This is a genomic window from Conexibacter arvalis, assembly GCF_014199525.1.
Lineage (GTDB): Bacteria > Actinomycetota > Thermoleophilia > Solirubrobacterales > Solirubrobacteraceae > Conexibacter > Conexibacter arvalis.
Map to the genome: position 1 here is coordinate 63,245 of NZ_JACHNU010000009.1, position 26,008 is coordinate 89,252.

Below are 26,008 nucleotides of genomic sequence, written 5' to 3' on the forward strand. Positions count from 1 at the left end.
AGCGGTCGGCGCGCTCCGACGTCAGGGGCAGGCGAAAGCGCTAGGCCTGGCCGCCGCGGAGACGGATGCCGCTCTCCTGGGCGTTCGCCTCGGGGCCCTGGAACTGGCCGGTGCCGGCGCACCAGGGGCAGGTGACCTCTCTCGGCGTGCCGCCGAGGCCGGAGATCAAGCGGCCGGTGCCGCGGCAGGGGCGGCACTGCGTGTCGGGTGTCGTGTCCTTGGGTGCCATGGGCGTCGGCGCGCGAGCGTAGCGGCTTCGGCGTCGGCGTGCCGCGCGGTCGGGGCGCCGGCGCGGTCGACGGCGACTCAGCGCCGCACCGCGAGCGCGATGCCGTCGCCGACCGGGGTGAGCGTGGCGATCAGGTCGGGGTGGTTGACGAAGTGCTCGTTGAAGGCGCGCGCGGTGGCGATCCGCTCGCTGCTCCAGCCGTCGACCGGTCTCCCCTCGGCGACCGGTCTCCCCTCGGCGACCGCTCCGGACATCAATATGTTGTCGACCGCGACGAGGCCGCCGGGCCGGAGCAGCGGGACGATCTGGTCGAGCTGGTCGGCGTACTCGGCCTTCAGCCCGTCGAGGAAGGCGAGGTCGAACGCCGCCGTCAGCGTGCGCAGCCCCTCGGTCGCGTCCTGCAGGCGCAGGTCGACCCGCGCGGCGAGGCGGGCGCGCGCGAAGTAGCTCTGGGCGGCGGCGTGGCGCTCGCGGTCGATCTCGAAGGAGATCAGCTCGCCGTCGTCGGGCAGCGCCCGCGCCAGGTGCAGCGTCGAATAGCCGATCGCGGTGCCGACCTCGACGATCCGCCTCGCCCCGACCGCCCGCGCCAGCACGTGCAGCAGCGACGCGGCCTGCGAGTCGAGGATCGGGACGCCGTCGCGGACGCCCCGCTCGCGCATCTCGGCGAGCAGGCCGTCGGGCACCGGGCTGGTCTGCTCGATGTAGGCGCGGACGGCGTCGGTGACGATCATGCAGGCGGTTCCCTCTCAGCTTGCGCGGTCCTCCCCTTCCTTCCCCGTGAGCGCGTCTCCGTAGCCCACGGCGACGAGATCTTCACCGCGCACATCCAGCAGCTCCCGCAGCCGCGCGACCTTCTCGCGCTCCGCCGCGAGGTCCGACGCGTCCGGGGCGACCGCCTCGAACTCGACGAAGTCGCCGAGGCCGGCGACGCGGTCGAGATGGATCCGCACGTCGCGCCAGATGAACAGCCGCCGCTCCTTCTCGACGACGACCCGCGTCCCGAGCGCCGCGTCGAGCCCGGCGCGGCAGGCGGCCGCGTCGTCGACGCCGATCAGCCGGTAGCGGCTCAGCTTCGCCGACTGCTCGTCGGGTCGCTCGTACTGGATCAGCGTCGCGCCGCCCGGCCGCTCCTCGCGCAGCTTCAGCCGCCCCCTTGTCACGACGAAGTACGTGTCGCGCTGCCACAGGACGCCGTGGTCGACGGCGCCCTCCAGCGCGACGCAGCGCGCGAGCGACCGCGCGGGGTCGCGGTCGCGGGCCTTCAGCTCGACGTTGCGGCGGGCCGGCTCGCGGCCGACGACGGTCTCGGCGCTCATCGCCGGGACCCTAGCGGCGGGGTGGGAGCCGGTTCGCGCGGCGGACGGAGGGCACCGGCTGACGGGAGCGCGCCAACTCTGACGTGCGCGCCCGCCTCCGGCCTCCGGCGCGCGATTGCTCGATTATCGTTGCGCAATGGAGGTGGGCCCGTCGGGAGCGGGCCGTGGAGACAGCGGCAGGGAGGTCGCCCGATGGTCTGGCGCACGAAGCGCGACGCATGACCGCTGGTCGCGCGCGGTGACGCGCGACCAGCCCGCATTGCCGCCTGATGCGGCGCGACTCAGCCGCGCCGCATCAGGCGGCCGACGGCGCTCATCAGCTCGTCGGTCTTCTCGTCGCGCGCCGGCCCTTCCTGCGCGCCCATAACGCAGTGGTGGGCGTGCTGGTCGAGCAGGCCGAGCGCGACCTTGTCGAGTGCCGCCTGGATCGCGGAGATCTGCGTCAGGACGTCGATGCAGTAGCGGTCCTCCTCGACCATCGACTGCACGCCGCGGACCTGCCCCTCGATCCGGCGCAGCCGCTTGGTCAGCTGGTCTCTGGTCGCGCTGTACCCGCGCGTCGGGGTCGTCTCGCTCGCCTCTGTGGAGGCCATCGCCGCTCCTGTTCGTCCGGTGCCTGACGACGATTCTAGCCTACCCCCCAGGGGTATGTGATACGGTGCCCGCAGCGATACCCCCACCCCGTATCTGAGGACTCCCCGAAAGGACCCGGCACATGTGCAACGCCTGCGGCAGCGACAACACGAAGAGCGACGCGACCGTCACGACGTCCGGCTCGTCGGCGCCCGGCACGCGCACGTACGTCGTCAGCGGCATGACCTGCACCCATTGCGTCGCGTCGGTCCGCGAGGAGGTCGGTGAAGTCGCGGGCGTCGAGGTGCTCGACGTCGACCTCGCCAGCGGCCGCCTCGTCGTCAGCGGCGAGGCCGCCGACTCCCAGGACGCGATCCGCGCCGCCGTCGAGGCGGCCGGGTACTCGGTCGCGCCGTCATGAGCGGCGCGGCGAAGCTCGCCGCCTACGCGGCCGTGCTCGCGCTCGTCTTCGGCGGCGCGGCGGTCGCGGGCGGCGCGATCGACCCCGACCGGGGCCGAGAGGAGACGACCATGAGCAGCGCGCACGACACTGACACCCGCGCCCACGACGACACGACGGCCGGCGCGACCGGACACGACGATGCGACCCGCGGCGCGGACGCGGCGAGCGGCGGCCACGGCGCCGGCGCGAGCGGTGGCAGCGCCAGCGGCGGCCACGGCGAGAGCGGCGCTCACGGCGCCCACGCCGGTGCCGACGCGGTCCGCGGCCTGTCCGTCGCCGACGGCGGCCTGCGCGTCGTCGTCGAGCGCCCCGAGCTGCGCCGCGGCACGGCCGAGCAGGTCTCCTTCCGCGTCGTCGACGAGCGCGGCGAGACCGTCCGCGACTTCGACGTCGCGCACGAGCAGCGGATGCACCTGATCGTCGCCCGCCGCGACCTCACCGGCTTCCAGCACCTCCACCCCGAGCAGGCTGAGGACGGCAGCTGGACGGCGCCGATCCGGCTCGACGACGCCGGCTCGTACCGCCTCTTCGCCGACTTCACGCGCGGCGGCGAGGCGAGCACGCTCGCGGCCGACCTGCGCGTCGACGGCGCCGCCGACCTGCGGCCGCTGCCGGCCCCCGCCGCGACGGCGACCACCGACGGCGGCGAGACCGTCGCGCTCTCCGGCGCCGACCAGCTCCGCGCCGGCGAGTCGGCGACGCTCGACTTCGCGATCGAGCGCGACGGCGAGCCGGTCGAGGTCGAGCCCTACCTCGGCGCGAGCGGCCACCTCGTCGCGCTGCGCGACGGCGACCTCGCCTTCCTCCACGTCCACCCGAGCGGCGACGGCGTCTCGTTCGAGACCGCCTTCCCGACCGCCGGCGCCTACCGCCTCTTCCTGCAGGTGAAGGTCGACGGCGCGGTCCGCACCGCCGCGTTCACCGTCGAGGTCGAGCCGTGAGCGCCGCCCCTTCCCCCGCGCCCGGCGCGCACGTCGAGCTGCCGATCACCGGCATGACGTGCGCCTCGTGCGCCAACCGCATCGAGCGCAAGCTGAACAAGCTCGACGGCGTCTCGGCGAGCGTCAACTACGCGACCGAGAAGGCGACGGTCGACTACGACCCGGCGCTGGTCGAGCCCGAGCAGCTGCTCGACACGGTCGCCGCGGCCGGCTACGAGGCGACGCTGCCGGCGCCCGCGGGCGCGGTCGGCGGCAGCTCGGCCGAGCCGGCCGAGGAGGCCGACGAGACCGCCCCGCTGCGCCAGCGGCTGGTGATCTCGGCGCTGCTCACGCTCCCGGTCCTGCTGCTGTCGATGATCCCGGCGCTGCAGTTCGACGACTGGCAGTGGGCGGTGCTCGCGCTTGCCTCGCCCGTCGTCGTCTGGGGCGCATCGCCGTTCCACCGGGCCGCGTGGGTCAACCTCAAGCACGCGACCGCGACGATGGACACGCTCGTGTCGGTCGGCGTGCTCGCCGCGTGGCTGTGGTCGCTGTACGCGCTCTTCCTCGGCGACGCCGGCATGACCGGCATGAGAATGCCGTTCGACATCCTCCCCTCCAACGACGCCGGCACCAGCCACATCTACCTCGAGGTCGGCGCGGCGGTGACGGTCTTCATCCTCGCCGGCCGGTACTTCGAGGCGCGCGCCAAGCGCCGCGCCGGCGCCGCGCTGAGAGCGCTGCTGGAGCTCGGCGCGAAGGAGGTCTCGCTGCTGGACGACGACGGGAGCGAGCGGCGCGTTCCGGTCGAGCAGCTCGCCGTCGGCGACCGCTTCGTCGTCCGCCCCGGCGAGAAGGTCGCGACCGACGGCGTCGTCGAGGAGGGCGCCTCGGCCGTCGACCAGTCGCTGCTGACCGGCGAGTCGGTCCCGGTCGAGAAGGGCCCGGGCGACGACGTCGCGGGCGCGACCGTCAACGCCGGCGGTCGGCTGGTCGTGCGCGCGACGCGCGTCGGAGCCGACACGGCGCTGGCGCAGATCGCTCGCCTGGTGACCGACGCCCAGTCCGGCAAGGCGCCGGTGCAGCGGCTCGCCGACCGCGTCTCGGGCGTCTTCGTCCCGATCGTGATCGCGATCTCGGTCGGCACGCTCGGCTTCTGGCTCGGCGCCGGCGAGAGCGCGGCGTTCGCGTTCACCGCGGCCGTCGCGGTGCTGATCATCGCCTGCCCGTGCGCGCTCGGCCTCGCGACGCCGACCGCGCTGCTCGTCGGCACCGGTCGCGGCGCCCAGCTCGGCGTGCTGATCAAAGGGCCGGAGATGCTGGAGTCGACCCGCCGCGTCGACACGATCGTGCTCGACAAGACCGGGACCGTGACGAGCGGGAAGATGAGACTGGTCGAGGTCGTGCTCGCCGACGACGGCGAGGCGACCGGCGCGAACGGTGCCCCCGATGGATCCGGCGCCGCCGCGCGGGTCGCGGCGCTGCGGATCGCCGGCGCGCTCGAGGACGCCTCCGAGCACCCGATCGCGCAGGCGATCGCGGCCGGAGCGCGCGACGAGCTGGCCGCCGGCGGCCACGGCGCGCTGCCGCCGGTCGAGTCGTTCGCCAACCGCGAGGGGCTCGGCGTCGAGGGCGTCGTCGACGGTCACGCCGCGCTCGTCGGCCGGCCGGCGCTGGCGCGCGAATGGAGCCTGACCGTCCCGCCCGCGCTCGACGCCGCCCGCGAGGCGGCAGAGGCGCAGGGCCGCACCGCCGTCGTGGCGGCGTGGGACGGCGCGGTGCGGGCGCTGCTGGTCGTCGCCGACACGGTCAAGCCGACCTCGGCGGAGGCGATCGCGTCGCTGAAGGCGCTCGGCCTGCGGTCGGTGCTGCTGACCGGCGACAACGCCGCCACCGCCCGCGCAGTCGGCGCGGAGGTCGGGATCGCCCCCGACGACGTGATCGCGGAGGTGCTGCCGTCGGAGAAGGCGGCCGTCGTGGCGCGGCTGCAGGGCGAAGGTCGCGTCGTCGCGATGGTCGGCGACGGCGTCAACGACGCGCCGGCGCTGGCGCAGGCCGACCTCGGCCTCGCGATCGGCACCGGCACCGACGTGGCGATCGAGGCCTCCGACCTGACGCTCGTCAGCGGCGACCTGCGCGCCGCCGCCGACGCGATCCGCCTCTCGCGCGCGACGCTGCGGACGATCAAGCAGAACCTTGGCTGGGCGTTCGGCTACAACGTCGCCGCCCTGCCGCTGGCCGCCGCCGGCCTGCTCAACCCGCTGATCGCCGGCGCGGCGATGGCCTTCTCGAGCGTCTCGGTCGTCGCCAACGCGCTGCGGCTGCGGCGGTTCCGCTCCGGCCACTGACGCGACCGGCCGACCTCTGTCATCCGCCTGTTGCCGAGCAACAGCTGGATGACAGAGGTCCTGGTCCGGGGGTCGGCTACGGCACGCCGCGCGGGGCGCGCAGGCCCTTGGCGCGCAGCCAGGCGCGGTAGCCGTCGTGCGGCATGTCGACGAAGGTCGTCTCGACGATCAGCTGCTCGGGCGGCGTGCCCTCGGCGGCGAGGCTGCAGGGGAGCCGCAACTGCGGGTTGGGGTTGTCCCAGCTCTCCAGCCCGCCGAGCAGGACCTTCTCGTAGCGGGCGCCGAACAACGTCAGGTTGGTCGCGCCCGGCAGCGCCGCCGACGGCGACAGCACGCCCCGGTAGCCGGCGGCGCGAAGGTCGTCGGCGATCGCCTGGCAGGCGGCGTGGTCGCCGACCGCGTCGCGCGGGTCCAGCCCGCAATCGGCCCAGCGGGCGAAGGTCGAGAGGTCGGCGATCTCGCGCTCGCGCACGAAGACGAGCCACAGACGGCGGCGGTACTGGGCCGCGCGGGTGCCGCCGCGGATCCCCTCGAAGCGGACCAGCTCGGCCCACGCCCCCATCGGCTCGAGCGCGAGGTACTGCGCGTAGCCCTCCCCGAGCCGGTGCCAGCGCGCCGAGCGCTGCGACGGCGACGGCTCGCCGGCGGCGTGGTAGAGCGGCGGCCAGTCGGGCGCGACCTGGCGGAAGCAGCGCCACTCGCCCGCGACCCGCGCGGGCGGCGTCGTCCAGGCGGTCATGCGGGCGCGGTGGCCACGGTCGAGGTCGTGGCGCGGTCGCGGGTCGCGCTCGCCATCGCGCGGCGGAGGGTCGCGCGCGCGGTGGTGCGGCGGCCGGTCGCGCGCGCGGTGGCGCGGCGGCCGGTCGCGCGCGCGATGGTGCGGCGGCCGGTCGCGCGCGCGATGGTGCGGCGGCCGGTCGCGCGCGCCGTCACGTGGCGCCGGTCCGCGGGCGTCGGCGCCGGGGTCGCGCGCGTCAGCGCAGTGGCGCGGCGGTCGCGCATGGGCCGCGTCATCCGGCCAGCTGGCCGCGGGCCCCGCGCGCCAGCGAGACGAGCGGCTCGCGGGCGGCGGCGACGCCGCGTCCCAGCAGCTCCAGCGGCGTGCGGCCGCCGAGCTGGTCGCGCGGCGCGTCGAACCACATCACGATCCCCAGCGGCGTCAGCGAGGCGCGCAGGTAGCTGAGCAGCTGGGCGAGCACGACGACGCGGTCGCCGTTGCGGGTCACCGGCCTGCCGGCGCGCCAGGCGCCGACGGTCTTCGTCGAGACGCCGAGCAGCCGCGCGAGGTCGCCGGCGGGGATCCGGTCGAGCGTTGCGAAGACGAAGTCGGCGGCGATCCGCGGGTCGTCGAGCTCGTCGTGGAGGAGGCGGCGCTCGATCCGCTGCAGTACGTCGCGCATCATCAGCTTGTGCAGCTCGACCTCGCCGGCCGCATCGAGCGCGTCGGGGTCGGCGTCGATCGCGCGGCGCAGGCCGACGAGGAACTCGAACAGCTTGCGCGCGTCGTAGTCCTCGGTCCCCTGCGGCAGCGCCGTCGAGAGGTCGAGGATCCCGTCCTCGATCGCCGCGTAGGCGCGGCGCCGCTGCTCGCGCCGCCGCTCGGCGTCGTCGTCGACGGCCGGCGCGATGTGCGGCGGGCCGATCAGGTCGCGGACGCGCTCCGCCTTGTGGCGCAGCGTTCCAAGGTCTCCGATGTCGGCCAGCGCGCTCATCGCGCCCTCCAGGTTCGCCAAACTTCCGGTACGGAAAGAAGTCTAGCGGACCTGATCAGGGCTGGGAAGGAACGGCGACGGCGCGGCGTCGTGGATGGCAGACGACGAGCTTGGACCTCGGACCGGGCACCGGCACCTTCTCAGCCCGGTCGGAGACCATCGCCAGCGAGCGATGGTGGTGACGCTGACGGTCAGATAGTGGCCGGCACCGTCAGCGGCGCCGCGGACGTGCGGTCGGGCCGCGACTCACGAGCGGGAGTGCTCCTCCCACTCGAGCGGCTCGGCCGGCGTCACGCGGACCTCGCCGTCGCGGTCGCGCACGGGGACGATCAGACCGGCGTCGAGGAGGGCGGTCAGATCGGCGAGCAGCTCCTGAGGGTCGGGCGGCGTATCGCCGCTGCGGGCTGGCTCGATGTGCGTGTCGTCGTCATACAACATCGTGTGTAGGACTCCTTCAGGCGGCAACGTAGGCCGTTCAGGATCCCGCGTCCACCGGACGGAATGCCATCCGCGATACGGCGTCGAATCTTTTCAACAGCGGCTGTTGCGGAAGTTTGCCTGCACTTTGCGGGGTTTTCCGCAGTTGTCCACAGGGTTGTGCACAGCCGTTGGCGTTTCTGCGCGCTCATCCGCGGATGTATGAACACTCGACGTAGGAGTTGTCGACAGGGTCGGGGACCCGCTCCGCACAGGAGCCGGTAGGAATCTGGGCGTGCCCTCGCCGACCCGCAGCTCGACCCGTCTCGCCCGCGCCGCGGGTGCGGAGCGGATGGCGCTGCTGCGCGAGCGCGAGAAGCTGACCCGGCGCCGCGACGCCGCCGCCCGCCAGCTCGCCACGGTCGAGCGCCAGCTCGCCGAGGTGCAGGAGCGGCTGGAGCTGATCGACCGGCTCGTCCCCGAGGCCGCGAACGTCCACCCCCTCCCCGCGCGCCCGGCGGCCGACGGGCTCAGAGGCGCCGCGATCCGCCAGGCCGCGGTCGAGGTCCTGCGCGGCCGCGGCCCGGGGCCGATCCACTACAAGGAATGGTTCGACGCGATGGGCGCCGCCGGCCATGCGATCGCCGGCAAGGACCCGCTCGCCGTCTTCCTGACCCAGCTCTCCCGCTCGCCGGTCGTCCGCCGCACGGCCGAGGCCGGCGTCTACGAGCTCGACCGTACGGCGCCCGCCGCGCTCCGCGCCCGGCTCGAGCGGCTCCACGCGCGCCTCGCCGAGCAGTCGGCCGACCGCGACGAGCGCGACCGCCTCGTCGCCGAGATCGCCATCGCCGAGCGCGCCCTCGACGAGGCCGAGCGGGCGCTCGGCGACGACGCGGTCGACCCCGCGCACGACGACGCGCGCGCGACCGGCTGAGAACGCGTCGTCGCTCGCGCGGCGGCCGCGCCGCCCGGCCCCCGCGGCGGCCCCGCCCGGGCGCGCGCGACCGGCTCGGCGGCGGCGGTCAGCCGCGCGCGGCGGCGGTCAGCCGCGCGCGGCGGCGGTCAGCCGCGCGCGGCGGCGCGGAAGGCGTCGAGCGGGGCCGTCTGGCCGGTCCAGCGCGCGAACGAGCGGGCGCCCTGGCGGACGAGCAGCTCGAGGCCGTCGACGGTCGCCACGCCGGCGTCGCGCGCGGCGGCGACGAGCGCGGTCGGCTCGGCTCCGTAGACGAGATCGACGACGCAGCGGTAGCGCCGCAGGTCGGCGCGGTCGAGCGGCAGGTGGGCGAACTGGTCCTGCCCGCGCTCGAGGCCGACCGAGGTCGTGTTGACGAGCAGGTCGGCAGCGGGGAGCGGCGCGTCGGCGTCCGGCACGGGCGGCACGCGCGACGCGTCCGCGCCGGCAGGCGCGTCCGGCGCGGCAGCGGCAGCGGCGAGCACGCGGCCGCCCAGCTCGGCGACGATCCGCTCGGCTCTCGCGGCGGTTCGGTTCCAGACGGCGACGTCGGCGGCGCCGGCGTCGAGCAGCGCCCAGACGGCGGCGCGGGCGGTGCCGCCGGCGCCGAGCACGACCGCGCTCGCGCCGGCCGGATCGAACGGCAGCGCGTCGATCAGGCCCGGCGCGTCAGTGTTGTCGGCGTGGATCCGCCCGTCGGGGAGGAACGTGAGCGTGTTGGCAGCGCCGATCGCGCGCGCCGAGGCGGTCGCCTCGTCTGCGAGCGCGAGCGCCGCCTCCTTGTGCGGGATCGTCACGTTCGCACCGGTGAAGCCGGCCCCGGGCAGGCCGCGGACCGTCTCCTCGAACAGCTCCGGCGGGACCGGCAGCAGCTGGTAGCGCCAGCCGGCCAGCCCGAGCGCGGCGTAGCCGGCCTCGTGCATCACCGGCGAGCGGCTGTGGCGCACCGGCCAGCCGAGCACGCCGCAGAGGCCGCTCACGCGCGGCCTCCGCTCAGCATCTCGTCGGCGATCTGCCGCCGGCCGCCTCGCGCGCCTGGTCGTATCTCTGCACGTCGAGCTGGAACTGCTCGAACGTCTCCGAGAAGGCGTGCTCTCCGCAGGTCCCCGGCTTGACGACGTAGTAGAGCGCGTTGCTTCTCGCCGGGTTGGCGGCCGCTCTGATCGACGCGAGGCCCGGGCTGCCGATCGGGCCCGGCGGCAGGCCCTGGCGCGTGCGCGTGTTGTACGGGGTGTCGGCGTCGAGGACCGACTGGCGCAGCGGGTTGACCCAGTCGTTCTGCTCGAAGCGCAGCGTCGCGTCGATCCCGAGCGGGATGCCGTCGCGCAGGCGGTTGTAGATCACCGCCGCGACCAGCGGCCGCTCGCTCGCGACGCTCACCTCGCGCTCGACCATCGAGGCGATCGTCAGCACGTCGAACACGGTCAGGTTTCTGCTTCTCGCGTAGCGGAGGTCGACCTGCGCGAGGTTCTCTCTGAACGCTCTCAGCTGGTCGTCGACGAGGCGGCGGACTCTCGCGCCTCTCGGCAGCTCGTATGTCGCCGGGAAGAGGAAGCCCTCCAGCGTCGCGCCGGCCGGCGCGCCATATCTGCGCGGGTTGAGCTGCGACGATCTGCGCGACGCCGTCAGGTAGTCGCCTCTCAGGCCGCCTCTTCTCGCAATCGAGACCGTCTCGCGGCGGCTGCGGCCCTCCGGTATCGCGACGGTGATCGTCGGCGGCGGCGGGGCGACTCTCGTCAGCGCCTCGATCGCGGCGGCGTAGCTCATGTCCCTTCTGAGCCTGAACGTGCCCGACTTGAGGTTCGAGCGATCGCCCGACAGCTGGGCGCGCAGGCCGAAGAAGAAGCTCGACGGCACGACGCCTCTCTCGGCGAGCAGGTCGCCGATCTCGCCCGCGGTCGCGCCCTGCGGCACTCTCACGGTCACGTTGCCGCTCCCCTCGCCGCCGAACGGCTGGAACAGCGAGACGAGGAACCAGACGAGCGCGCCCGCGATCAGCACGACGACGAGCGCCGCGATCCGCCCGGCCCAGCTGCTGCGGCGTCGCGTCAGCGTGCCGCCGCCGGCGACCTCGCCGGGGCGCTTCACGCGCACGCCGCGGCCGCGGCCGCGGCGGGGCGTGGCGTCGTCACCGCGGCGCGGGCGGTGGATGTGCGACAGGTCGATCCGCTGTCTGCCGGTGACGCGTCTGGTCCCGAGCGGCGCCTCGTGCTCCTCCGAGGGCGGGTCGAGCGCCGCGTGCTCGTCGGTCCAGTCGGTCGTGACGTCGTGGGCGTGGGTCGCGTGGGGGTCGTGCGCGTCGGCGGCATGCGGCGCGAGCGCGTCATGCGCCTGCGTCGCCTGCGGGTCGTGCGCGTCGTACGCACGGGTGGCGTGCGGGTCCTGCTCTGGCACGGGCGGCTCCGGCTCGGGGGCTCGGGGCGCCGCCTCCCGCGCGGGCGCCGGTGGTGGCGGCGGAGGCGGCGCCTGCCGCGCGGCCTCCTGCGAACGATGGGGCTCGGCGTCGTCGAGCCATGACTCGGTCACGTCCCACTGCTGGGTCGCCTGGGGATCGTGCTCGGGCTCGGCCGGCGCGTCATGCGCCGCCGGCTCCGCCTCGCGCGGCGCGGCCACGTCGGCGGCCGGCGGCTCGTGGCCGAGCGGTCCGGTCGCGCCGTGCTGCGGCGGCGACGCTGGTGCGGCCGGCGGCTCGGTTTCGCGGTGCGGCCGCTCGCGCGGCGGCTCTTCGGAGAAGGCGGGCTCCTCGCGCGGCGGCTCGTCGAAGAAGGCGGGCTCCTCCCCACGCGGCGGCTCCTCGAAGAACGCCGGCTCCTCGCGCGGCGACTCGGCCGGCGCCGGCTCCGCGGGCGGCTCGTCGAAGAACGACGGCGCGGCGAGCTCCTCGGCGGCGGCGTCGGCCGGCGGGTCGTCGAGCAGGTGGTCGGGTATCGGCTTGCCGGCCTTCTCGTAGCGGCGGCGCTCGCGCTCGCGGCGCGCCGCCTCCCGCTCCGCCGGGGACCGCTCTCCGCCGCGGCGGCTCATGCGCCGGCCTCCTCGAACAGCTTGCGGTTGCGCGCCAGCCAGTCCTCCAGCAGGACGGCCGCGGCGCGCGAGTCCTCGCTCTCGCGCCCGCCGAAGCCAGCCGCGATCTTGGTCGTGAAGCGCTCGTCGTAGAGGTCGATCGGGATCTCCGGCCCGAGCACCTCGCCCAGCCTGGCGGCGAAGGCGCGCGCCTCGGTGGTCTGCGGCGTGTCGGCGCCGGAGAGCCCGAGCGGCAGCCCGACGACGACCCGCTCGGCGCCGCGCTCGCGCACGACGGCGGCGACGCGCGCGATGCCCTTGCGGGTGCCGGGCCGCTCGACGTGCGGGATCGGCGTCGCGAGCGTGCCGGTCGGGTCGCTGACCGCGCAGCCGCAGCGGGCGCTGCCGTAATCGAGGGCGAGCACGCGCATCAGCCTACGGCGGACGCCGACGGAACGGCGCCCGGGGTCGAGCCGGGACGGCGCATCAGCCTGCGAGGGCGGCCTCGATCGCCGACCGCGCGGCGTCGATCGCCTCGGCCAGCTTCTCCGGGTCGCGGCCCCCCGCGCGCGCCATCGTGTCGCGGCCGCCTCCGCCGCCGCCGGTCACCTCCGCCGCGACCTTCACGATCGCGCCGGCCTTCACGCCTCGCTCGACGAGCGCCGGGGCGACCGTCGCAACGAGGTGGACTCTGCCGCCGGCGACGGTGCCGAGGACGATCGCGGCGTCGCCGAGCTTGCCCTTCAGGCGGTCGGCGACGTCGGGCAGCGCCTTCGGGTCGCCGGTCTCGACGATCGCGGTCAGCACGCGCGCGCCGCCGCCGTGCTCGGTCGCGGAGGCGAGCAGCTGGTCGACGTCGACCGCGCCGTTGCCGCCGCCGCCCTGCTTGGCCGCCTTCTCCAGCTGCTTGACCTTCTTGCGCAGCTTGCCGACCTCGGCCGGGACCTGCTCGGGCGTCGCGCGCAGCTCGGTCGCGGCGTCGCGCAGCGCCTCGTCGTGGGCACGCAGCAGCGTGACGGCGGCCGGGCCGGTGATCGCCTCGATGCGGCGGACGTTGGCGGCGCTGGAGGTCTCGGCGGTGATGCGGAAGAGGCCGATCTCGGCAGTCGAGCGGACGTGCGTGCCGCCGCACAGCTCGCGCGAGAAGGAGCCGTCGCCGACCTCGACCATCCGCACGACGTCACCGTACTTCTCGCCGAACAGCGCCATCGCGCCGAGGCTCTTCGCCTCGTCGAGCGTCGTCGTCAGCGCCCGCACCGGGTAGTTGGCGAGGATCCACTCGTTGACCTCGTCCTCGACGTCGCGCAGCTCCTTGGGGCTGAGCGCGTGGCCGTGGGTGAAGTCGAAGCGCAGCTTGTCGGGCTGGACGGCCGAGCCGGCCTGCCGCACGTGGCCGCCGAGCCGTCTGCGCAGCGCGGCGTGCAGCAGGTGGGTCGCGGTGTGGTTGGCCTCGGTCGCGTGGCGGGCGGCGCGGTCGACGATCGCGTGGACCTGCTCGCCCGGCTTCAGCGCGCCCTGCTCGGGCTCGACGACGACGACCTGGTCGGCGCCGCCGGCGACGCGCAGGACGTCGACCACCTTCGCTCTGCAGTCGCCGTCGGCGCACCGCACCCAGCCGGAGTCGGAGACCTGGCCGCCGCCGGCCGCGTAGAACGGCGACTCGACCAGCTTCACGAGCACGCGGCCGTCGCGCTCGGCCTCGAGCGCCCCGACGGTCGTCTCCTGCGCCGTCGTGACGTAGCCGGTGAACTCGCTCTGGAAGCCGGCGTCGCCCGCCAGCTCGACGGCGCGCTCGCGCAGCTCGTCCTTGGCGCCGCCGCCCTTGCCGCCCAGCCGCGCGCGCGTGCGCTGCTGCTCCATCAGCGCCTCGAAGCCGCTCTCGTCGACGCCGAGGTCGTGCTCGGCGGCGATCTCGCGCGTGACCTCGATCGGGAAGCCGTAGGTGTCGTGGAGCTGGAAGACGTCGGCCGCGCCGAGGCCCTCCTCCCCGTTCCCCTTCGCCTGCGCGATCAGCTCGTCGAGCATTCTCGTGCCCTGCTCGAGCGTGCGGCCGAAGGACTCCTCCTCGGCGGCGAGCCACTTGCGGATCGCCTCTCTCTGCTCCAGCAGCTCCGGGTAGGCGTTCCCCATCAGCCGCTCGACCTCGTCGGCGAAGCGCGGCAGGAAGCCGGGCTCGATGCCGATCCGGCGACCGTGCTGGATCGCGCGGCGCATCACGCGGCGGAGGATGTAGCCGCGATCCTCGTTGGAGGGGACGACGCCGTCGGCGACGAGGAACGTCATCGCGCGGCTGTGGTCGGCGAGGATCCGCAGCGCGCGGGTCGTCTCCTCGTCCTGGCCGTATCTGCGCCCGGACAGCTCCTGGCCCAGCTCGATCAGCGGCCAGAACTGGTCGGTCTCGAAGACCGACTCCTTGCCTTGCAGCATCGCCGCGAAGCGGTTGAGGCCCAGACCGGTGTCGATGTTCTTCGACGGCAGCGGGGTGAGCGTGTTGACCGGGTCCTGGTTGAACTGCATGAAGACGAGGTTCCAGAACTCGAGGAAGCGCTCGTTCTCGCCGGCGGGCAGGTCGTCGGGCTTGCCGAACTCGAGGCCGCGGTCGAGGTAGAGCTCCGAGCAGGGGCCGCACGGGCCGGTCGGGCCGGCCTGCCAGAAGTTGTCCTCGCGGTCGCACTCGACGATCCGCTCGCGCGGGACGCCGACCTGCAGCCACAGCTCGATCGCCTCCTCGTCGGGACCGAGGCCGAGCTCCTCGTCGCCGCCGAAGACGGTCACCCAGATTCTGTCGGGGTCGAGGCCGAAGCCCTCCGTCGACAGCTCCCACGCGAATCTGATGACCTCTGCCTTGAAGTAGTCGCCGATCGAGAAGTTGCCGAGCATCTCGAAGAAGGTGAGATGGCGCAGCGTGTTGCCGACGTTCTCGATGTCGGTCGAGCGGAAGCACTTCTGGCAGCTCGTCAGCCGTCTCGCCGGCGGCGCCTCCACGCCCTGGAAGTAGGGCTTGAGCGGGTGCATCCCCGCCGTCGTCAGCAGCACCGAGGGGTCGTGCGTCGCGGGCACGAGCGGCGCCGAGCGCAGCAGGTGGTGGCCGCGCTGCTGGAAGAACGACAGGTAGGTCTCGCGGATCTCGTCGGAGGTCATCGGCATGGGTCTGGGGAGTCTAGAGACGTGGCCGCGCCCGTTGCTGCGCGAACGACGGCGGAGATCGAGCCGCCTCCGCCCGCGCCGGGGAGGAGTGGCGCTCTGGGGGTGACATCCACCCCCAGACCGCCACTCCTCCCCGGGAGCGGGCGGTCAGGTCGCGACGGCCTCGTGGATGCGGCCGCCGGCGGCGACGAGGCGGCCGCCCTCGCGGCCGTGGCGCAGGGCGACGATCTCGCCCATGATCGAGAGCGCCGTCTCGGCCGCCGTCAGAGCGCCGAGGTCGAGGCCGATCGGCGCCGAGATCCGCTCCAGCTGGCGTTCGTCGACGCCGGCCGCCACCAGCCGCTCGCGCCGTCTCGCCTGCGCCCGCCGGCTGCCCATCGCGCCGATGTAGCCAGCCGGCGAGGCGAGCGCGGCGAGCAGCGCGGCGTCGTCGAGCTTCGGGTCGTGGGTGAGGATCGCGATCGCCGTCGCCGGGTCGAGCGGCGCCAGCTCCGCGAACGCCTCCTGCGGCCAGGCGACGATCACGCGCTCGGCGGCGGGGAAGCGCTCCGCCGTCGCGAAGCGGGCGCGCGGGTCGATCACGAACGCCCGCCAGCCGGCAAGCGCCGCGACCGCCGACAGCTGCGCGGCGAAGTCGACCGCGCCGACGATCACCAGCCGCGGCGGCGGCGCGGCGACGTCGACGTAGAGCGTCGCGCCGGCCAGCTCGTGCAGTCCGCTGCGCTCCGACCACAGCGCCTCCTGCGCCAGCGCGAGCGCGGCGGCGTCGAGCTCGTCGTCGCCGAGCGTCCCGCCAAGCGCGCCGCCGACGCCGACCAGCAGCTTCGCGCCCGGCCGCGGCGCCTCCGCGTGCGGGTCGGCCGGCGCGTGCGGGTCGGGCGGCGCCGCGCTCGCGCCGGTCCGACGCGCCCCGTCGCCCGCGCCCGCCTCCCGCGCGCCGCCGACGACGGTCACGAGCGCGACGCGGGCGCCGCCGCGCGCGAGCTCGAGGAAGCGCGCTTGCTCCGGGGCGGCGTCGTGGTCCTCGGCCCAGACGGCGATCTCGCCGCCGCACGGCAGGCCGACGTCCCACGCCTCCGCGTCGGCGATGCCGTAGCGCAGCAGCTGCGGCGCGCCGCCGCCAAGGATCGTCTCGGCGACCTCGACGACGGCGCCCTCGACGCAGCCGCCGGAGACGGCGCCGGCGACCTCGCCGCGGTCGTTGACCGCCATCTTCGTGCCGATCGGCTGCGGCGCCGACCGCTTCGTCTCGACGACCGTCGCGAGCGCGACGCGGTCTCCCCGCGCCGACCAGCGGGCGACCGTCTCCAGCACATCGCTCATCTCTTCCCTCCGATCGCGCGCAGCCGCTGCCCGAGCCGCGCCCACCAGCCGCGCATCCGCTCCCGCGCCACCTGCCAGCCGAGCTTGCCGGCGTCGAGCGGTCTCGACGCGGGCCGGCTCCCCGCCGGCGGCGGCGCGTCGGCGGCGGTGGCGGTCGGCGCCGGCTCGCCGGTCGGCTGTGGCGCGCTGGTCGGCGCCTCCGCCTCGCTGGCCCGCGGCGGCACGGCGGCCGCGTCCGCCTCGGGCGCGGAGGCGGCGGGGCCGGCCGCGGCGGGCGCGGGGCCGCGTGGGGTTGTCCCAAGCCCGCGCGCGGCGGGCTCGCCGGTGGCCGAGGCGGTTGCCGCCGCGGCTGCACCCGCAGGCGCCGCCGCCGCTCCGCGCCCCTCGACGAGGCTCGACTGCAGGCAGGCGGCGAACTCGGCCAGGAGGCGTCTGGAGACGTCGGCGATCATGCCGCCGCGGCCGAAGCGGGCGAGGCGGCCGGTGATCGTGAAGTCGGTGACGACGTCGACGGCGGTCACCTCGCCCTGCTCGCGCACCGTCGAGGCGATCGTCGCGGTCGCGCCGCCCTGGCCCCGTCGGTCGCTGCCGCGCGCCGCCATCACGGCTCTCCGCTCGGCCTCGTCGACCTGCTCCATCCGCAGCGTGCCGGCGTAGGCGACGGTCGTCGGGCCGAGCTTGACGGTGAACAGGCCTCTGTAGACGCCGTCCTCCCCGGCTTCGGTCACCTCCGCGCCCGGCAGGCACGGCGCGACGCGCTGCACGTCGACCAGCGCCCGCCAGACCTCGTCGACCGGCGCCGCGACGGTGAACGACTGCTCCATTCTCATCTTCTCCTCCTCTCTCCTAGCGCGACAGGGGACCCTCCAACAGCTCGGCGAGCGCCTCCAGCGACCCGATCGAGTGGCCTTCGAGGAACTCGTCGAGATGCGGAAGCGCGGTCGCCATCCCGCGCACGAGCGGCTCGTAGCCGGGGCGCGCCTTCAGCGGGTTGAGCCACACCAGCCGGTGGGCGGTGCGGCGCAGCCGCGCGAGCTCCGCGGACAGCTCGGCCGGGTCGCCGCGGTCCCAGCCGTCCGACAGGATCACGACGATCGCTCCGCGCCCGAGCCGCCGGCCTTGGCCGCGGTTGAGCGCGGCGATCCCGGCGCCGATCCGCGTCCCGCCGCCGAAGTCGGGCGCGGCCCGCGTCGCGCGCTCGAGCGCGCGGTCGACGTCCTTGGAGCGCAGCTCGCGCGTCACGCGCGTCAGCCGCGTGCCGAGCAGGAAGACCTCGACCCGCCGGCGCGCGGTCGCCGCCGCCTGCGCATAGGCGAGCAGCAGGCGCGCGTACGGCGCCATCGAGCCGGAGACGTCGATGACCAGCACGAGCGGCCGCGGCATCCGCGCCGGCGTGCGCCAGCGCCGCTCGACCGGCTCGCCGCCGTGGCGCAGCGACGCCCGCACCGTCCCGGGCAGGTCGGGGCGCCGGCCGGGAGCACCGCCCCGGCGCGGCCGCAGCCGTCGCGAGCGCCGCTCCGGGCCGCGCCGCGCGAGCCGTCGCAGCAGCGCGTGGGCGGCGGCCAGCTCACGCTCGCTCAGCTCGGCGGCGTCGCGGTCGCGCAGCAGCTCGACGTCGCTCCACGCCGCCGGCCGCAGGACCTTCTCCTCGGCCGGCGGGTCGCCGCGCTCCGGCGCCCGCCCGCGCCCGACCGGCTCGCCGCGCGGCAGCGCCGCCCCCGGCGCCGTCGCTGCGCGCCCGGCCTCCGGCGAGGGCGTCGCGCCGGCGTCGCCGAAGACGGCCGCGAACGCCTCGTCGAAGCGCGGCCCGTCGTCGCGTCGCGAGCAGAGCACGGCGCGCAGCGCCAGCCGCGCCTCGTCGCGGTCGCCGGCGTCGACGGCCGCCAGCGCCCGCGCCGCCGCGGCGACCTCGCCGGTCCCGACCCGCACCCCCCGCCGCCGCAGCTCGTCGCCGAGCGCGGCGAGCCGCGCACCGACGACCGCCGCCGAAGCGCCGCCGCCCGCGCCCGCCACCGGCCCGCCGCCGCCCGCGACCGCCGCCGGCCCGCCGCCGCCAGCGCCCGCCGCCGGTCCGCCGCCGCCCGCGCGCCCTGCCGGCCCGCGCGCCGTCGCGCCGCTCCGCTCGCCCCGCTCCGGCCCGTCCCAACCACGCCGCTCGCCCCGCTCAGACACCCTCCAGCACCCCCTCGGACCGCACGCGGTCGAGGTCCTCGCGGACCTTCAGCGCCACGCCGAGCGTCGCGTCGAGGTCGCCGTCGCCGAGCGCCGTCAGCGCCCGCGCCCACTGGATCGTCTCGCCGACGCCGGGGAGCTTGTACAGCTCGCTGTCGCGCAGCCGCAGGACCGCGTCGCAGACGCGCGCGACGATCTCCTCCTCCACGCCGGGCGCCCGCACGCGCACGATCTCGGCCTCGCGCTCGCGCGTCGGGTAGTCGATCCAGTGGTAGAGGCAGCGGCGCTTGAGCGCGTCGTGCAGCTCGCGCGTGCGGTTGGAGGTGAGCACGACCAGCGGCCGGCGGCGGGCGCGGATCGTCCCCAGCTCGGGGATCGTGACCTGGAACTCGGACAGCAGCTCCAGCAGGAACGCCTCGAACTCGTCGTCGGCGCGGTCGATCTCGTCGATCAGCAGGACGACCGGCTCCGCCGACTCGAGCGCCTCCAGCAGCGGCCGTCGCAGCAGGAAGCGGCGCGAGAACAGCTCGCCCTCGTCGATCCCCTCGGCGGTGGCGCGCAGCGCCAGCAGCTGACGGGCGTAGTCCCAGTCGTAGAGCGCCTGGTGCTGGTCGATCCCCTCGTGGCACTGGAGCCGGATCAGCCGCGCGCCGGTCGCGGCCGCGAGCGCGCTCGCCAGCTCGGTCTTGCCGACGCCGGCCTCGCCCTCCAGCAGCAGCGGCTGCTCCAGGGCGCCGGCGAGGAAGACGGCGGTGCGCAGCGCGGCGTCGGCGAGATAGCCCTCGGCGGCGAGCGCCTCGCCGACGTCGCGTGGAGTCGACGGGAGCGTGGTCAGCCCTCCGCCGCCCGTCTCAGCGCCCGGCGCGTCAGGACGCGCGCGAGATGGCGCTTGTACTGCGGACTCGCGTTGAGGTCGCCGGGCGGGTCGGTGCCCTCGTCGGCCTGCTCGGCGGCGGCCGCGATCGCGCCGTCGTCGAGCGGCCCGCCGCGCAGCGACTCCTCGACGGCGAGCGCCCGCAGCGGTGTCGAGCCCATGTTCGTCAACGCGACGCGCACGTCGGCGCAGCTGCCGTCCTCGCCCCGCTGCACCAGCGCGCAGACGCCGACCATCGCCCAGTCCTCGGCCCGCCGCGAGAACTTCTCGTAGGCGTGGCCCCAGCCCTCCAGCGCCGGCACCCGCACCTCGGTGAGGATCTCGCCGGGCGCGACCGCCGTCGTCAGGTAGTCCTGGAAGAGGTCGGCGGCCGTGATCTCGCGGGTGCCCGCGCCGCCGCGGACGGTGACGGCGCCCTCCATCGCCAGCAGCACCGTCGGCAGGTCGGAGGCCGGGTCGCCGTGGGCGAGCGAGCCGCCGATCGTGCCGCGGTTGCGGACCTGCTGGTCGGCGATCAGCGCCGTCGCCTCGCCGACCGCGCCGAGCTCTCTGCGGCCCTGCAGGTCGGCGTGACGGGTCAGCGCACCGATCCGCCAGCTGCCGTCCTCGCGCTCCACCGAGCGCAGGCCCGGCACCCGCCGCAGGTCGACGAGCAGCGTCGGCGCCGCCAGCCGCAGCTTCATCAGCGGCAGCAGCGAGTGGCCGCCGGCGAGCGGCTTGGCCTCCTCGCCGCCGTCGGCGAGCGTCTGCAGCGCGACGTCGAGCGAGTCGGGCGCGGCGTAGTCGAACGCGGACGGGATCATCGCTTCGCCTCCTGGATCGCGTTCCAGACCCGCTCCGAGGTCAGCGGCATGTCGATGTATCTGACGCCGAGCGGGCGCAGCGCGTCGATCACCGCGTTGACGATCGCCGGGGAGGCCGCGATCGTCGCCGCCTCGCCGACGCCCTTGACGCCGAGCGTGTTGGTCGGGGAGCGCGTCTCGGTCCGCGCCGTCTCGAACGACGGGACCTCCGCGGCCGTCGGCAGGCCGTAGTCGACGAACGTGCCGGTCACGAGCTGGCCGGCCTCGTCGTAGTGGATCCGCTCGTAGAGCGCCTGCCCGATCGCGTGGACCGCGCCGCCGTGGACCTGGCCGTCGATCAGCTTCGGGTTGATCGCCGGGCCGCAGTCGTCGACGGCGATCCAGCGGACGATCTCGACGCGCCCGGTCTCGGCGTCGACCTCGACGACGCAGGCGTGCGCGCCGAACGGCCAGACGAAGTTGTCCGGGTCGTAGAAGGAGATCTCGTCGAGGCCGGCCTCCAGGCCCTCCGGCAGGTCGGCGGGGATGTACGCCTCGGTCGCGACCTCGGCGAGCGTCATCGACTGCTCCGGCGAGCCCTTGACGCGGAAGACGCCCTCGGCGACCTCGATGTCCTCGGGCGCCGCCTCGAGCTTGTGCGCGACGATCCGCTTCGCCTTGTCCTGCACCTTCTCGGCGGCGCGCGCGACCGCCTCGCCGCCGACCGACAGCGAGCGCGAGCCGTACGTGTCCTTGCCGAACGGGCCGGTGTTGGTGTCGCCGTGGATCACCTCGACGGCGTCGGGCGCGAGCCCGAGCCGGTCGGCGACGATCTGCGCCATGCTCGTCTCCAGCCCCTGGCCGTGCGGCGAGGTGCCGGTGTAGACCATCACGCCGCCGGTCGGCAGCACGCGCACCTGCGCCGACTCGAAGTAGCCGCCCTGCATCCCCCAGCCGTCGGGGCCGAGCGCGCGCGACGGGCCGAGGCCGCAGATCTCGACGTAGGTCGAGAAGCCGACGCCGCGGTAGACGGGACGGTCGGGGTCGGAGCGCAGCTGCTCCTGCTCGCGGCGGAAGCCGTCGAGGTCGAGCAGCTCCAGGCACTTGTCGAGCGTCCCGTCGTAATCGCCGGAGTCGTAGACGAAGCCGTGCGGCCGCTCGTTGGGGAAGTCGCGGATGAAGTTGCGGCGGCGCAGTTCCAGCCGGTCGATCCCGAGCTCGTCGGCGAGCTGGTCGATGCAGACCTCGATCAGGTGGGTCGCCTCCGGGCGGCCGGCGCCGCGGATCGCGTCGGTCGTGACCTTGTTGGTGAAGACGCCGACGATCGTCGTGCGGACGGCGTCGAAGTCGTAGACGCCGCTGACGACGCACGAGGTGAAGGTCGGGATCACCGGCCCCTCGATCAGGTGGTAGGAGCCGCAGTCCTGGATCACTCTGACGTCGATCGCCTTCAGCTCGCCCTCTCTCGTGGCGGCGATCCGGACGTAGTCGATCTGGTCGCGGCCATGGTGGGTCGTCAGCATGTCGTCGCTGCGGGTCGCGGTCCACTTGACGGGCCGGCCGGTCTTGCGGGCGCACCACGCCGTCAGCGTCTCCTCGCCGTAGACCTGCAGCTTGGAGCCGAAGCCGCCGCCGACCTCGGGGGCGACGACGCGGATCCGCTCCTCCGGGATCCCCAGCTCGATCGAGAGGATCACCCGCGCGACGTGCGGGATCTGCGTCGAGGACCACAGCGTCAGGTGGTCCTCGCGCCATTCGGCGAGCGCGCCGCGCGGCTCGATCGCCGCGCCGGCGGTGCGGTGGTTGACGACCCGCCGCTCCATCACGACGTCGGCCTCCGCGAAGGCGGCGTCGACGTCGCCGCCGGCCAGCTCCCACTCGAAGACCTGGTTGGTGCCGAACTGCTCGTGGATGATCGGCGCGCCGTCCCGCAGCGCCGCCTCGGGGTCGACGACGACCGGCAGCGGCTCGTAGTCGACGAGCACCTCCTCGGCCGCGTCGACGACCGCGTACTTGTCGCTGCCGAGCACGACCGCGACGGCCTGGCCGACGTAGCCGACCTTCCCTCTCGCCAGCGGCCAGTGGTCGGGGACGTGGACCTCGACGCCCGGCGGCACCCACACCATCGGGCAGGGCGCCGCGAGGTCGTCCATGTCCTCGCCGGTGAAGACGGCCTCGATCCCCTCGCGCGCCGCCGCGGCCGAGACGTCGATCGACGCGATCCGCGCGTGCGCCTCCGGCGAGCGGACGATCGCCGCGTACAGCGTGCCGGGCAGCACGAGGTCGTCGACGTAGGTCGCGCGCCCGGTGATCAGCCGCGGGTCCTCCTTGCGCTTGAGGGCCCGTCCGACGTAGCCGTTGCCGCCCGGGAGGCCCCGTTCGGCGGTCTCTGCTCCGGCGGCGCCCATTCAGACCACCTCCGTCGTGCGCGCGCCGGCCTCGCGGGCGCGCAGCTCCGCGGCGGCGTCGCGCACCGCCCTGACGATGTTGTGGTAGCCGGTGCAGCGGCAGAGGTTGCCCTCCAGCCCGTGGCGGATCTCCTCCTCGGAGGGATCGGGGTTGCGCGCCAGCAGGTCGGCCGCGGCCATGATCATCCCGGGCGTGCAGTAGCCGCACTGGAGCGCGTGGTCCTCCCAGAAGGCGGCCTGGAGCGGATGGAGCCCGTCGCCGCCGGTGAGGCCCTCGATCGTCGTGACCTCCGCGGCGTCGGCCTGCACCGCGAGCACGGTGCAGCTCTTCACCGCCTCGCCGTCGAGGTGGACCGTGCACGCGCCGCAGTTGCTCGTGTCGCAGCCGACGTGGGTGCCGGTCAGGCCGAGCTGGTCGCGCAGGAGGTGGACGAGCAGCAGCCGCGGCTCGACCTCCAGCTCATGCGCGCGGCCGTTGACTGACAGGCGGATCGGGACTCTCGTGCTCACGTCTCCTCCTCCGATGCCGAACGACGACCGGCCGTCTTGTGCCGATTGCAACGGGTATACCCATGCCGTGAGCGAGCGATCCCTGGTGAAAGCGCTCCAAACCGCCTGCGGCGAGCAGCACGTGCTGACCGCGCATCACGCGCTGCGCGCGTACGAGTCCGACGGGCTGCTCCAGTACGCCGTCGTCCCGCGCGCGGCGGTGCTGCCCGGGAGCGCCGAGGAGGTCGTCGCGGTCGTGCGCGCCTGCCGCGAGCACGGCGTGCCGTGGGTCGCGCGCGGCTCGGGCAGCGGCCTCTCCGGCGGCGCGCTGCCGATCGCCGAGGGCGTGCTGATCGTGCTGTCGCGGCTGCGGCGGATCGTCGAGGTCGACCTCGCCAACCAGCGGGTCGTCTGCGAGCCGGGCGTCACGAACGTCGCGATCTCGGCGGCGGTCGGGCCGACGCACTTCTATCCGCCCGACCCCTCCAGTCAGATCGTCTGCTCGATCGGCGGCAACGTCGCCGAGAACTCCGGCGGCGCCCATTGCTTCAAGTACGGCTTCACGACCAACTACGTCTGCGGGCTGGAGGTCGTGCTACCCGACGGATCGGTCGCGCAGCTCGGCGGCAAGGAGGCCGACCTGCCCGGCTACGACCTCCACGGCGTCTTCGTCGGCTCGGAGGGGACGCTCGGGATCGCGACGCGGATCACGCTGCGCGTCGTGCCGACGCCGGAGTCGGTGCGGACGCTCGTCGCCTTCTTCGCCACGCCGGCGCAGGCCGGGCTGGCGGTCTCGGAGATCGTCGCCGCCGGGGTCGTCCCGGGCGCGATCGAGATGATGGACCGCCTCTCGATCGACGCCTCCGAGCAGATGGCCGGCGCCGGCTGGCCGTCCGACGCGGGCGCCGCACTGCTGGTCGAGCTCGACGGCCCGGCGGCCGAGATCGCCGAGCGCTTCGACGAGCTGTCCGCGATCTGCGCTGTCGCCGGCTCGAGCGAGGTGCGGGTCGCGCGCGACGCCGCCGAGCGCGACGTCTTCTGGCGGATGCGCAAGGCGGCCTTCCCGGCGATGGGGCGGATCAGCCCGCACTACTACGTGCAGGACAGCGTGATCCCGCGCACGCGGTTGGCCGAGGTGCTGGAGCGGATCGACGCGCTGGCGCGCGACGCCGGGCTGCGGGTCGCCAACGTCTTCCACGCCGGCGACGGCAACCTCCACCCGCTCGTCTGCTACGACGGCCACGTGCCCGGCGAGGCCGAGCGGGCCGAGGAGCTGGCCGGCGAGATCGTGCTCGCCTGCGTCCGCGCCGGCGGCTCGATCACCGGCGAGCACGGCGTCGGCGTCGACAAGAAGCGCTACATGCCGCGGATGTTCGGCGAGCCCGACCTCGCCGCCTTCCAGAAGCTGCGCTGCGCCTTCGACCCCGCCGGGCTGGCCAACCCCGGCAAGGTGATGCCGGCGCCGCGGCTGTGCGGCGAGGTGCCCGGCCCGTATCGCCGCCACCCGCTGGAGCAGGCCGGCTTGGCGGAGCGGATGTGAGGCGATGGCGAGCGCCGCGCACGCGCCGGCACGGCTGACCCCGGGAAGCGCCGCGGAGGCGGCCGCGATGCTGCGCGACGCCGGCCCGGTCGTGATCCGCGGCGGCGGGACGAAGCTGGGCGGATTGGGTTTCCCCGTCGATGCGCCGACCGAGCTGCGGACCGAGCGGCTCGACGCGCTCGTCGCCCACAACGCTGGCGACATGACGGCGGTCGTGCAGGCCGGGCTCCCGCTCGCCCGCGCGCAGGCGGCCTTCGCCGACGCCGGGCAGATGCTCGCGCTCGACCCGCCCGACGGCGGCGCGACCGTCGGCGGCGTCGTCGCCAGCGGCGACAGCGGGCCGCTGCGCCACCGCTACGGCGCCCCGCGCGACCTCGTGCTCGGCGTCGAGCTGGCGCTGCCCGACGGATCGGTCGCGCGCGCCGGCTCGCAGGTGATCAAGAACGTCGCCGGGTACGACCTCGCGAAGCTGATGAGCGGCGCCTGCGGCACGCTTGGCCTGCTCTGCGAGCTGACCGTGCGCCTCCACCCCCTCCCGGCCCGCTGCTGCACGGTCGTCGGCCGCGGCGACGACCCCGCCGCGCTCGCCGCCGCGGCGACCGCGCTCGCACACCTGCCGCTCGAGGCCGACGCGATCGACCTGCGCTGGGAGGGGGCGTTCGCGGGCGCGGGCGCGGATCGGCGCAACGCACGCGGAGCTCCTCGGGCGGCCGAGCGCGGCGCGGCGGGCGGCGAGCGGGCGGCCGGAAGCGGCGCGGCGGGCGAGACGGGCCGCGCGGACGGCGCCGCGCGCGGGACCGGTGGCGCGCCCGGTGCGGCGGCGACCGGCGACGGCGCGGGGGGCGCCGCCGCCGGCGCCGTCCTCGCGCGCTTCTCCGGCGCGACCGCGCGCGACCGCGCGGAGGTGGCGGCGCGGACGCTGCGCGAGCACGGGCTCGCCTGCGCCGCCGTCGAGGACGACGGGCCGCTGTGGGCCGCCCAGCGCGACGGCCAGCGCGGCGCCGTCGTGCTGCGCGTCTCCGGGACGCAGGCGCGGCTCGCCGGCATGCTGGCGGTCGCGCGCGACGAAGGCGCCCGGCTCGTGGCGCGCGCGGCCTACGGCCTCGCGTGGCTGACGCTGCCGGGCGGCGGCGGGAACGGGGCCGGTGGCGCGAACGCGATCGGAGCGGACGCGGGCAGCGCGAACGCAAGCCGCACGCCCGCGGCGGGCGTGAACGTCAGCGGAGCGAATGCGGCGGGCGCAAACGCGGGCGGCGCGAACGCGGGCGGCGCGAACGCGGGCGGCGCGAACGCGGGCGGCGCGAACGCGGGCGGCGCGAACGCGGGCGGCGCGAACGCGG

25 protein-coding genes are annotated in these 26,008 nt (G+C 75.3%); 6 read left to right on the forward strand and 19 right to left on the reverse strand.

Annotated features, from left to right (window positions below; genetic code table 11):
- Window positions 1-40: 40 nt before the first annotated feature.
- The 4 genes from BDZ31_RS22195 to BDZ31_RS22210 all read right to left on the reverse strand — a co-directional run bounded on the left by BDZ31_RS22195 (window position 41) and on the right by BDZ31_RS22210 (window position 2,141).
- Entirely contained in the window at window positions 41-229 is a 189-nt protein-coding gene (locus BDZ31_RS22195; RefSeq protein WP_183345268.1) for a hypothetical protein, read from the reverse strand.
- A gap of 77 nt (window positions 230-306) precedes the next feature.
- On the reverse strand, window positions 307-963 hold the full coding sequence (locus tag BDZ31_RS22200) for an O-methyltransferase (protein WP_183345269.1): 657 nt from the start codon (window positions 961-963) through the stop codon (window positions 307-309).
- Between the two features lie 15 nt (window positions 964-978).
- Complete coding sequence (locus BDZ31_RS22205) at window positions 979-1,548, reverse strand: class IV adenylate cyclase (RefSeq protein WP_183345270.1); 570 nt, start codon at window positions 1,546-1,548, stop codon at window positions 979-981.
- A 281-nt stretch (window positions 1,549-1,829) separates the two neighbouring features.
- Window positions 1,830-2,141, reverse strand: coding sequence for a metal-sensitive transcriptional regulator (locus tag BDZ31_RS22210; RefSeq protein ID WP_183345271.1), 312 nt, complete (start codon window positions 2,139-2,141; stop codon window positions 1,830-1,832).
- A gap of 122 nt (window positions 2,142-2,263) precedes the next feature.
- Here BDZ31_RS22210 and BDZ31_RS26270 point away from each other — a divergent pair, with 122 nt between their 5' ends.
- From BDZ31_RS26270 to BDZ31_RS22225, 3 genes are read left to right on the forward strand one after another with little or no spacing between them, the layout of a single operon-like run.
- Window positions 2,264-2,542 (forward strand): heavy-metal-associated domain-containing protein, encoded by a 279-nt coding sequence (locus tag BDZ31_RS26270; protein WP_183345272.1) that lies wholly within the window; start codon window positions 2,264-2,266, stop codon window positions 2,540-2,542.
- Complete coding sequence (locus BDZ31_RS22220; RefSeq protein ID WP_183345274.1) at window positions 2,539-3,525, forward strand: hypothetical protein; 987 nt, start codon at window positions 2,539-2,541, stop codon at window positions 3,523-3,525. The genes BDZ31_RS26270 and BDZ31_RS22220 overlap by 4 nt, the downstream gene beginning before the upstream one ends.
- A gap of 53 nt (window positions 3,526-3,578) precedes the next feature.
- Window positions 3,579-5,852 (forward strand): heavy metal translocating P-type ATPase, encoded by a 2,274-nt coding sequence (locus BDZ31_RS22225; RefSeq protein ID WP_183345460.1) that lies wholly within the window; start codon window positions 3,579-3,581, stop codon window positions 5,850-5,852.
- A 76-nt stretch (window positions 5,853-5,928) separates the two neighbouring features.
- Here the strand turns inward: BDZ31_RS22225 and BDZ31_RS22230 are convergent, their stop codons facing one another.
- From BDZ31_RS22230 to BDZ31_RS22245, 4 genes are all read right to left on the reverse strand, one after another.
- Window positions 5,929-6,591 carry an RES family NAD+ phosphorylase gene (locus BDZ31_RS22230; RefSeq protein WP_183345276.1) on the reverse strand — a complete coding sequence of 221 codons (663 nt, stop codon included), beginning with the start codon at window positions 6,589-6,591 and terminating at the stop codon, window positions 5,929-5,931.
- Window positions 6,588-6,854 carry a hypothetical protein gene (locus BDZ31_RS22235; protein WP_183345277.1) on the reverse strand — a complete coding sequence of 89 codons (267 nt, stop codon included), beginning with the start codon at window positions 6,852-6,854 and terminating at the stop codon, window positions 6,588-6,590. Before BDZ31_RS22235 ends, BDZ31_RS22230 begins: the two co-directional genes overlap by 4 nt.
- An 8-nt stretch (window positions 6,855-6,862) precedes the next feature.
- The gene (locus BDZ31_RS22240) at window positions 6,863-7,564 is read right to left on the reverse strand and encodes a hypothetical protein (protein ID WP_183345278.1); all 702 of its coding nucleotides are present in this window, start codon (window positions 7,562-7,564) and stop codon (window positions 6,863-6,865) included.
- Between the two features lie 246 nt (window positions 7,565-7,810).
- Window positions 7,811-8,002, reverse strand: a complete 192-nt coding sequence (locus tag BDZ31_RS22245; RefSeq protein ID WP_183345279.1) for a hypothetical protein — start codon at window positions 8,000-8,002, stop codon at window positions 7,811-7,813.
- 274 nt (window positions 8,003-8,276) lie between these two features.
- Between BDZ31_RS22245 and BDZ31_RS22250 the strand changes: the two genes are divergently transcribed.
- Window positions 8,277-8,915, forward strand: coding sequence for a hypothetical protein (locus BDZ31_RS22250; RefSeq protein WP_183345280.1), 639 nt, complete (start codon window positions 8,277-8,279; stop codon window positions 8,913-8,915).
- A gap of 128 nt (window positions 8,916-9,043) precedes the next feature.
- Here BDZ31_RS22250 and BDZ31_RS26145 read toward each other — a convergent pair whose 3' ends face one another.
- The 11 genes from BDZ31_RS26145 to BDZ31_RS22305 form a co-directional block, all read right to left on the reverse strand.
- The gene (locus BDZ31_RS26145) at window positions 9,044-9,913 is read right to left on the reverse strand and encodes a shikimate dehydrogenase family protein (RefSeq protein ID WP_343075673.1); all 870 of its coding nucleotides are present in this window, start codon (window positions 9,911-9,913) and stop codon (window positions 9,044-9,046) included.
- A gap of 13 nt (window positions 9,914-9,926) precedes the next feature.
- On the reverse strand, window positions 9,927-11,954 hold the full coding sequence (gene mltG, locus BDZ31_RS22260; protein ID WP_183345281.1) for an endolytic transglycosylase MltG: 2,028 nt from the start codon (window positions 11,952-11,954) through the stop codon (window positions 9,927-9,929).
- Window positions 11,951-12,364, reverse strand: a complete 414-nt coding sequence (gene ruvX / locus BDZ31_RS22265) for a Holliday junction resolvase RuvX (protein ID WP_183345282.1) — start codon at window positions 12,362-12,364, stop codon at window positions 11,951-11,953. The genes mltG and ruvX overlap by 4 nt, the downstream gene beginning before the upstream one ends.
- Before the next feature lie 55 nt (window positions 12,365-12,419).
- Window positions 12,420-15,080 carry an alanine--tRNA ligase gene (gene alaS / locus BDZ31_RS22270; RefSeq protein WP_183345284.1) on the reverse strand — a complete coding sequence of 887 codons (2,661 nt, stop codon included), beginning with the start codon at window positions 15,078-15,080 and terminating at the stop codon, window positions 12,420-12,422.
- Between the two features lie 147 nt (window positions 15,081-15,227).
- Window positions 15,228-16,403 carry an XdhC family protein gene (locus BDZ31_RS22275; RefSeq protein WP_183345286.1) on the reverse strand — a complete coding sequence of 392 codons (1,176 nt, stop codon included), beginning with the start codon at window positions 16,401-16,403 and terminating at the stop codon, window positions 15,228-15,230.
- Window positions 16,400-17,233: an SRPBCC family protein gene (locus tag BDZ31_RS22280; RefSeq protein WP_183345289.1), complete on the reverse strand. Its 834-nt coding sequence runs from the start codon at window positions 17,231-17,233 to the stop codon at window positions 16,400-16,402. Before BDZ31_RS22280 ends, BDZ31_RS22275 begins: the two co-directional genes overlap by 4 nt.
- A 16-nt stretch (window positions 17,234-17,249) precedes the next feature.
- On the reverse strand, window positions 17,250-18,575 hold the full coding sequence (locus BDZ31_RS26150; RefSeq protein WP_221243265.1) for a VWA domain-containing protein: 1,326 nt from the start codon (window positions 18,573-18,575) through the stop codon (window positions 17,250-17,252).
- The gene (locus BDZ31_RS22290; RefSeq protein WP_183345465.1) at window positions 18,568-19,410 is read right to left on the reverse strand and encodes an AAA family ATPase; all 843 of its coding nucleotides are present in this window, start codon (window positions 19,408-19,410) and stop codon (window positions 18,568-18,570) included. Before BDZ31_RS22290 ends, BDZ31_RS26150 begins: the two co-directional genes overlap by 8 nt.
- Window positions 19,407-20,252, reverse strand: a complete 846-nt coding sequence (locus tag BDZ31_RS22295) for an FAD binding domain-containing protein (protein ID WP_183345291.1) — start codon at window positions 20,250-20,252, stop codon at window positions 19,407-19,409. Before BDZ31_RS22295 ends, BDZ31_RS22290 begins: the two co-directional genes overlap by 4 nt.
- The gene (locus tag BDZ31_RS22300; protein ID WP_183345293.1) at window positions 20,249-22,639 is read right to left on the reverse strand and encodes a xanthine dehydrogenase family protein molybdopterin-binding subunit; all 2,391 of its coding nucleotides are present in this window, start codon (window positions 22,637-22,639) and stop codon (window positions 20,249-20,251) included. The genes BDZ31_RS22295 and BDZ31_RS22300 overlap by 4 nt, the downstream gene beginning before the upstream one ends.
- The gene (locus BDZ31_RS22305) at window positions 22,640-23,149 is read right to left on the reverse strand and encodes a 2Fe-2S iron-sulfur cluster-binding protein (protein WP_183345295.1); all 510 of its coding nucleotides are present in this window, start codon (window positions 23,147-23,149) and stop codon (window positions 22,640-22,642) included.
- 67 nt (window positions 23,150-23,216) lie between these two features.
- Here BDZ31_RS22305 and BDZ31_RS22310 point away from each other — a divergent pair, with 67 nt between their 5' ends.
- Together BDZ31_RS22310 and BDZ31_RS22315 are read left to right on the forward strand one after the other, a co-directional pair.
- Window positions 23,217-24,668 carry an FAD-linked oxidase C-terminal domain-containing protein gene (locus BDZ31_RS22310; RefSeq protein WP_221243267.1) on the forward strand — a complete coding sequence of 484 codons (1,452 nt, stop codon included), beginning with the start codon at window positions 23,217-23,219 and terminating at the stop codon, window positions 24,666-24,668.
- 4 nt (window positions 24,669-24,672) lie between these two features.
- Window positions 24,673-26,008: FAD-binding oxidoreductase (locus tag BDZ31_RS22315; protein ID WP_183345299.1), on the forward strand; the 1,336-nt coding region annotated here is incomplete at its 3' end.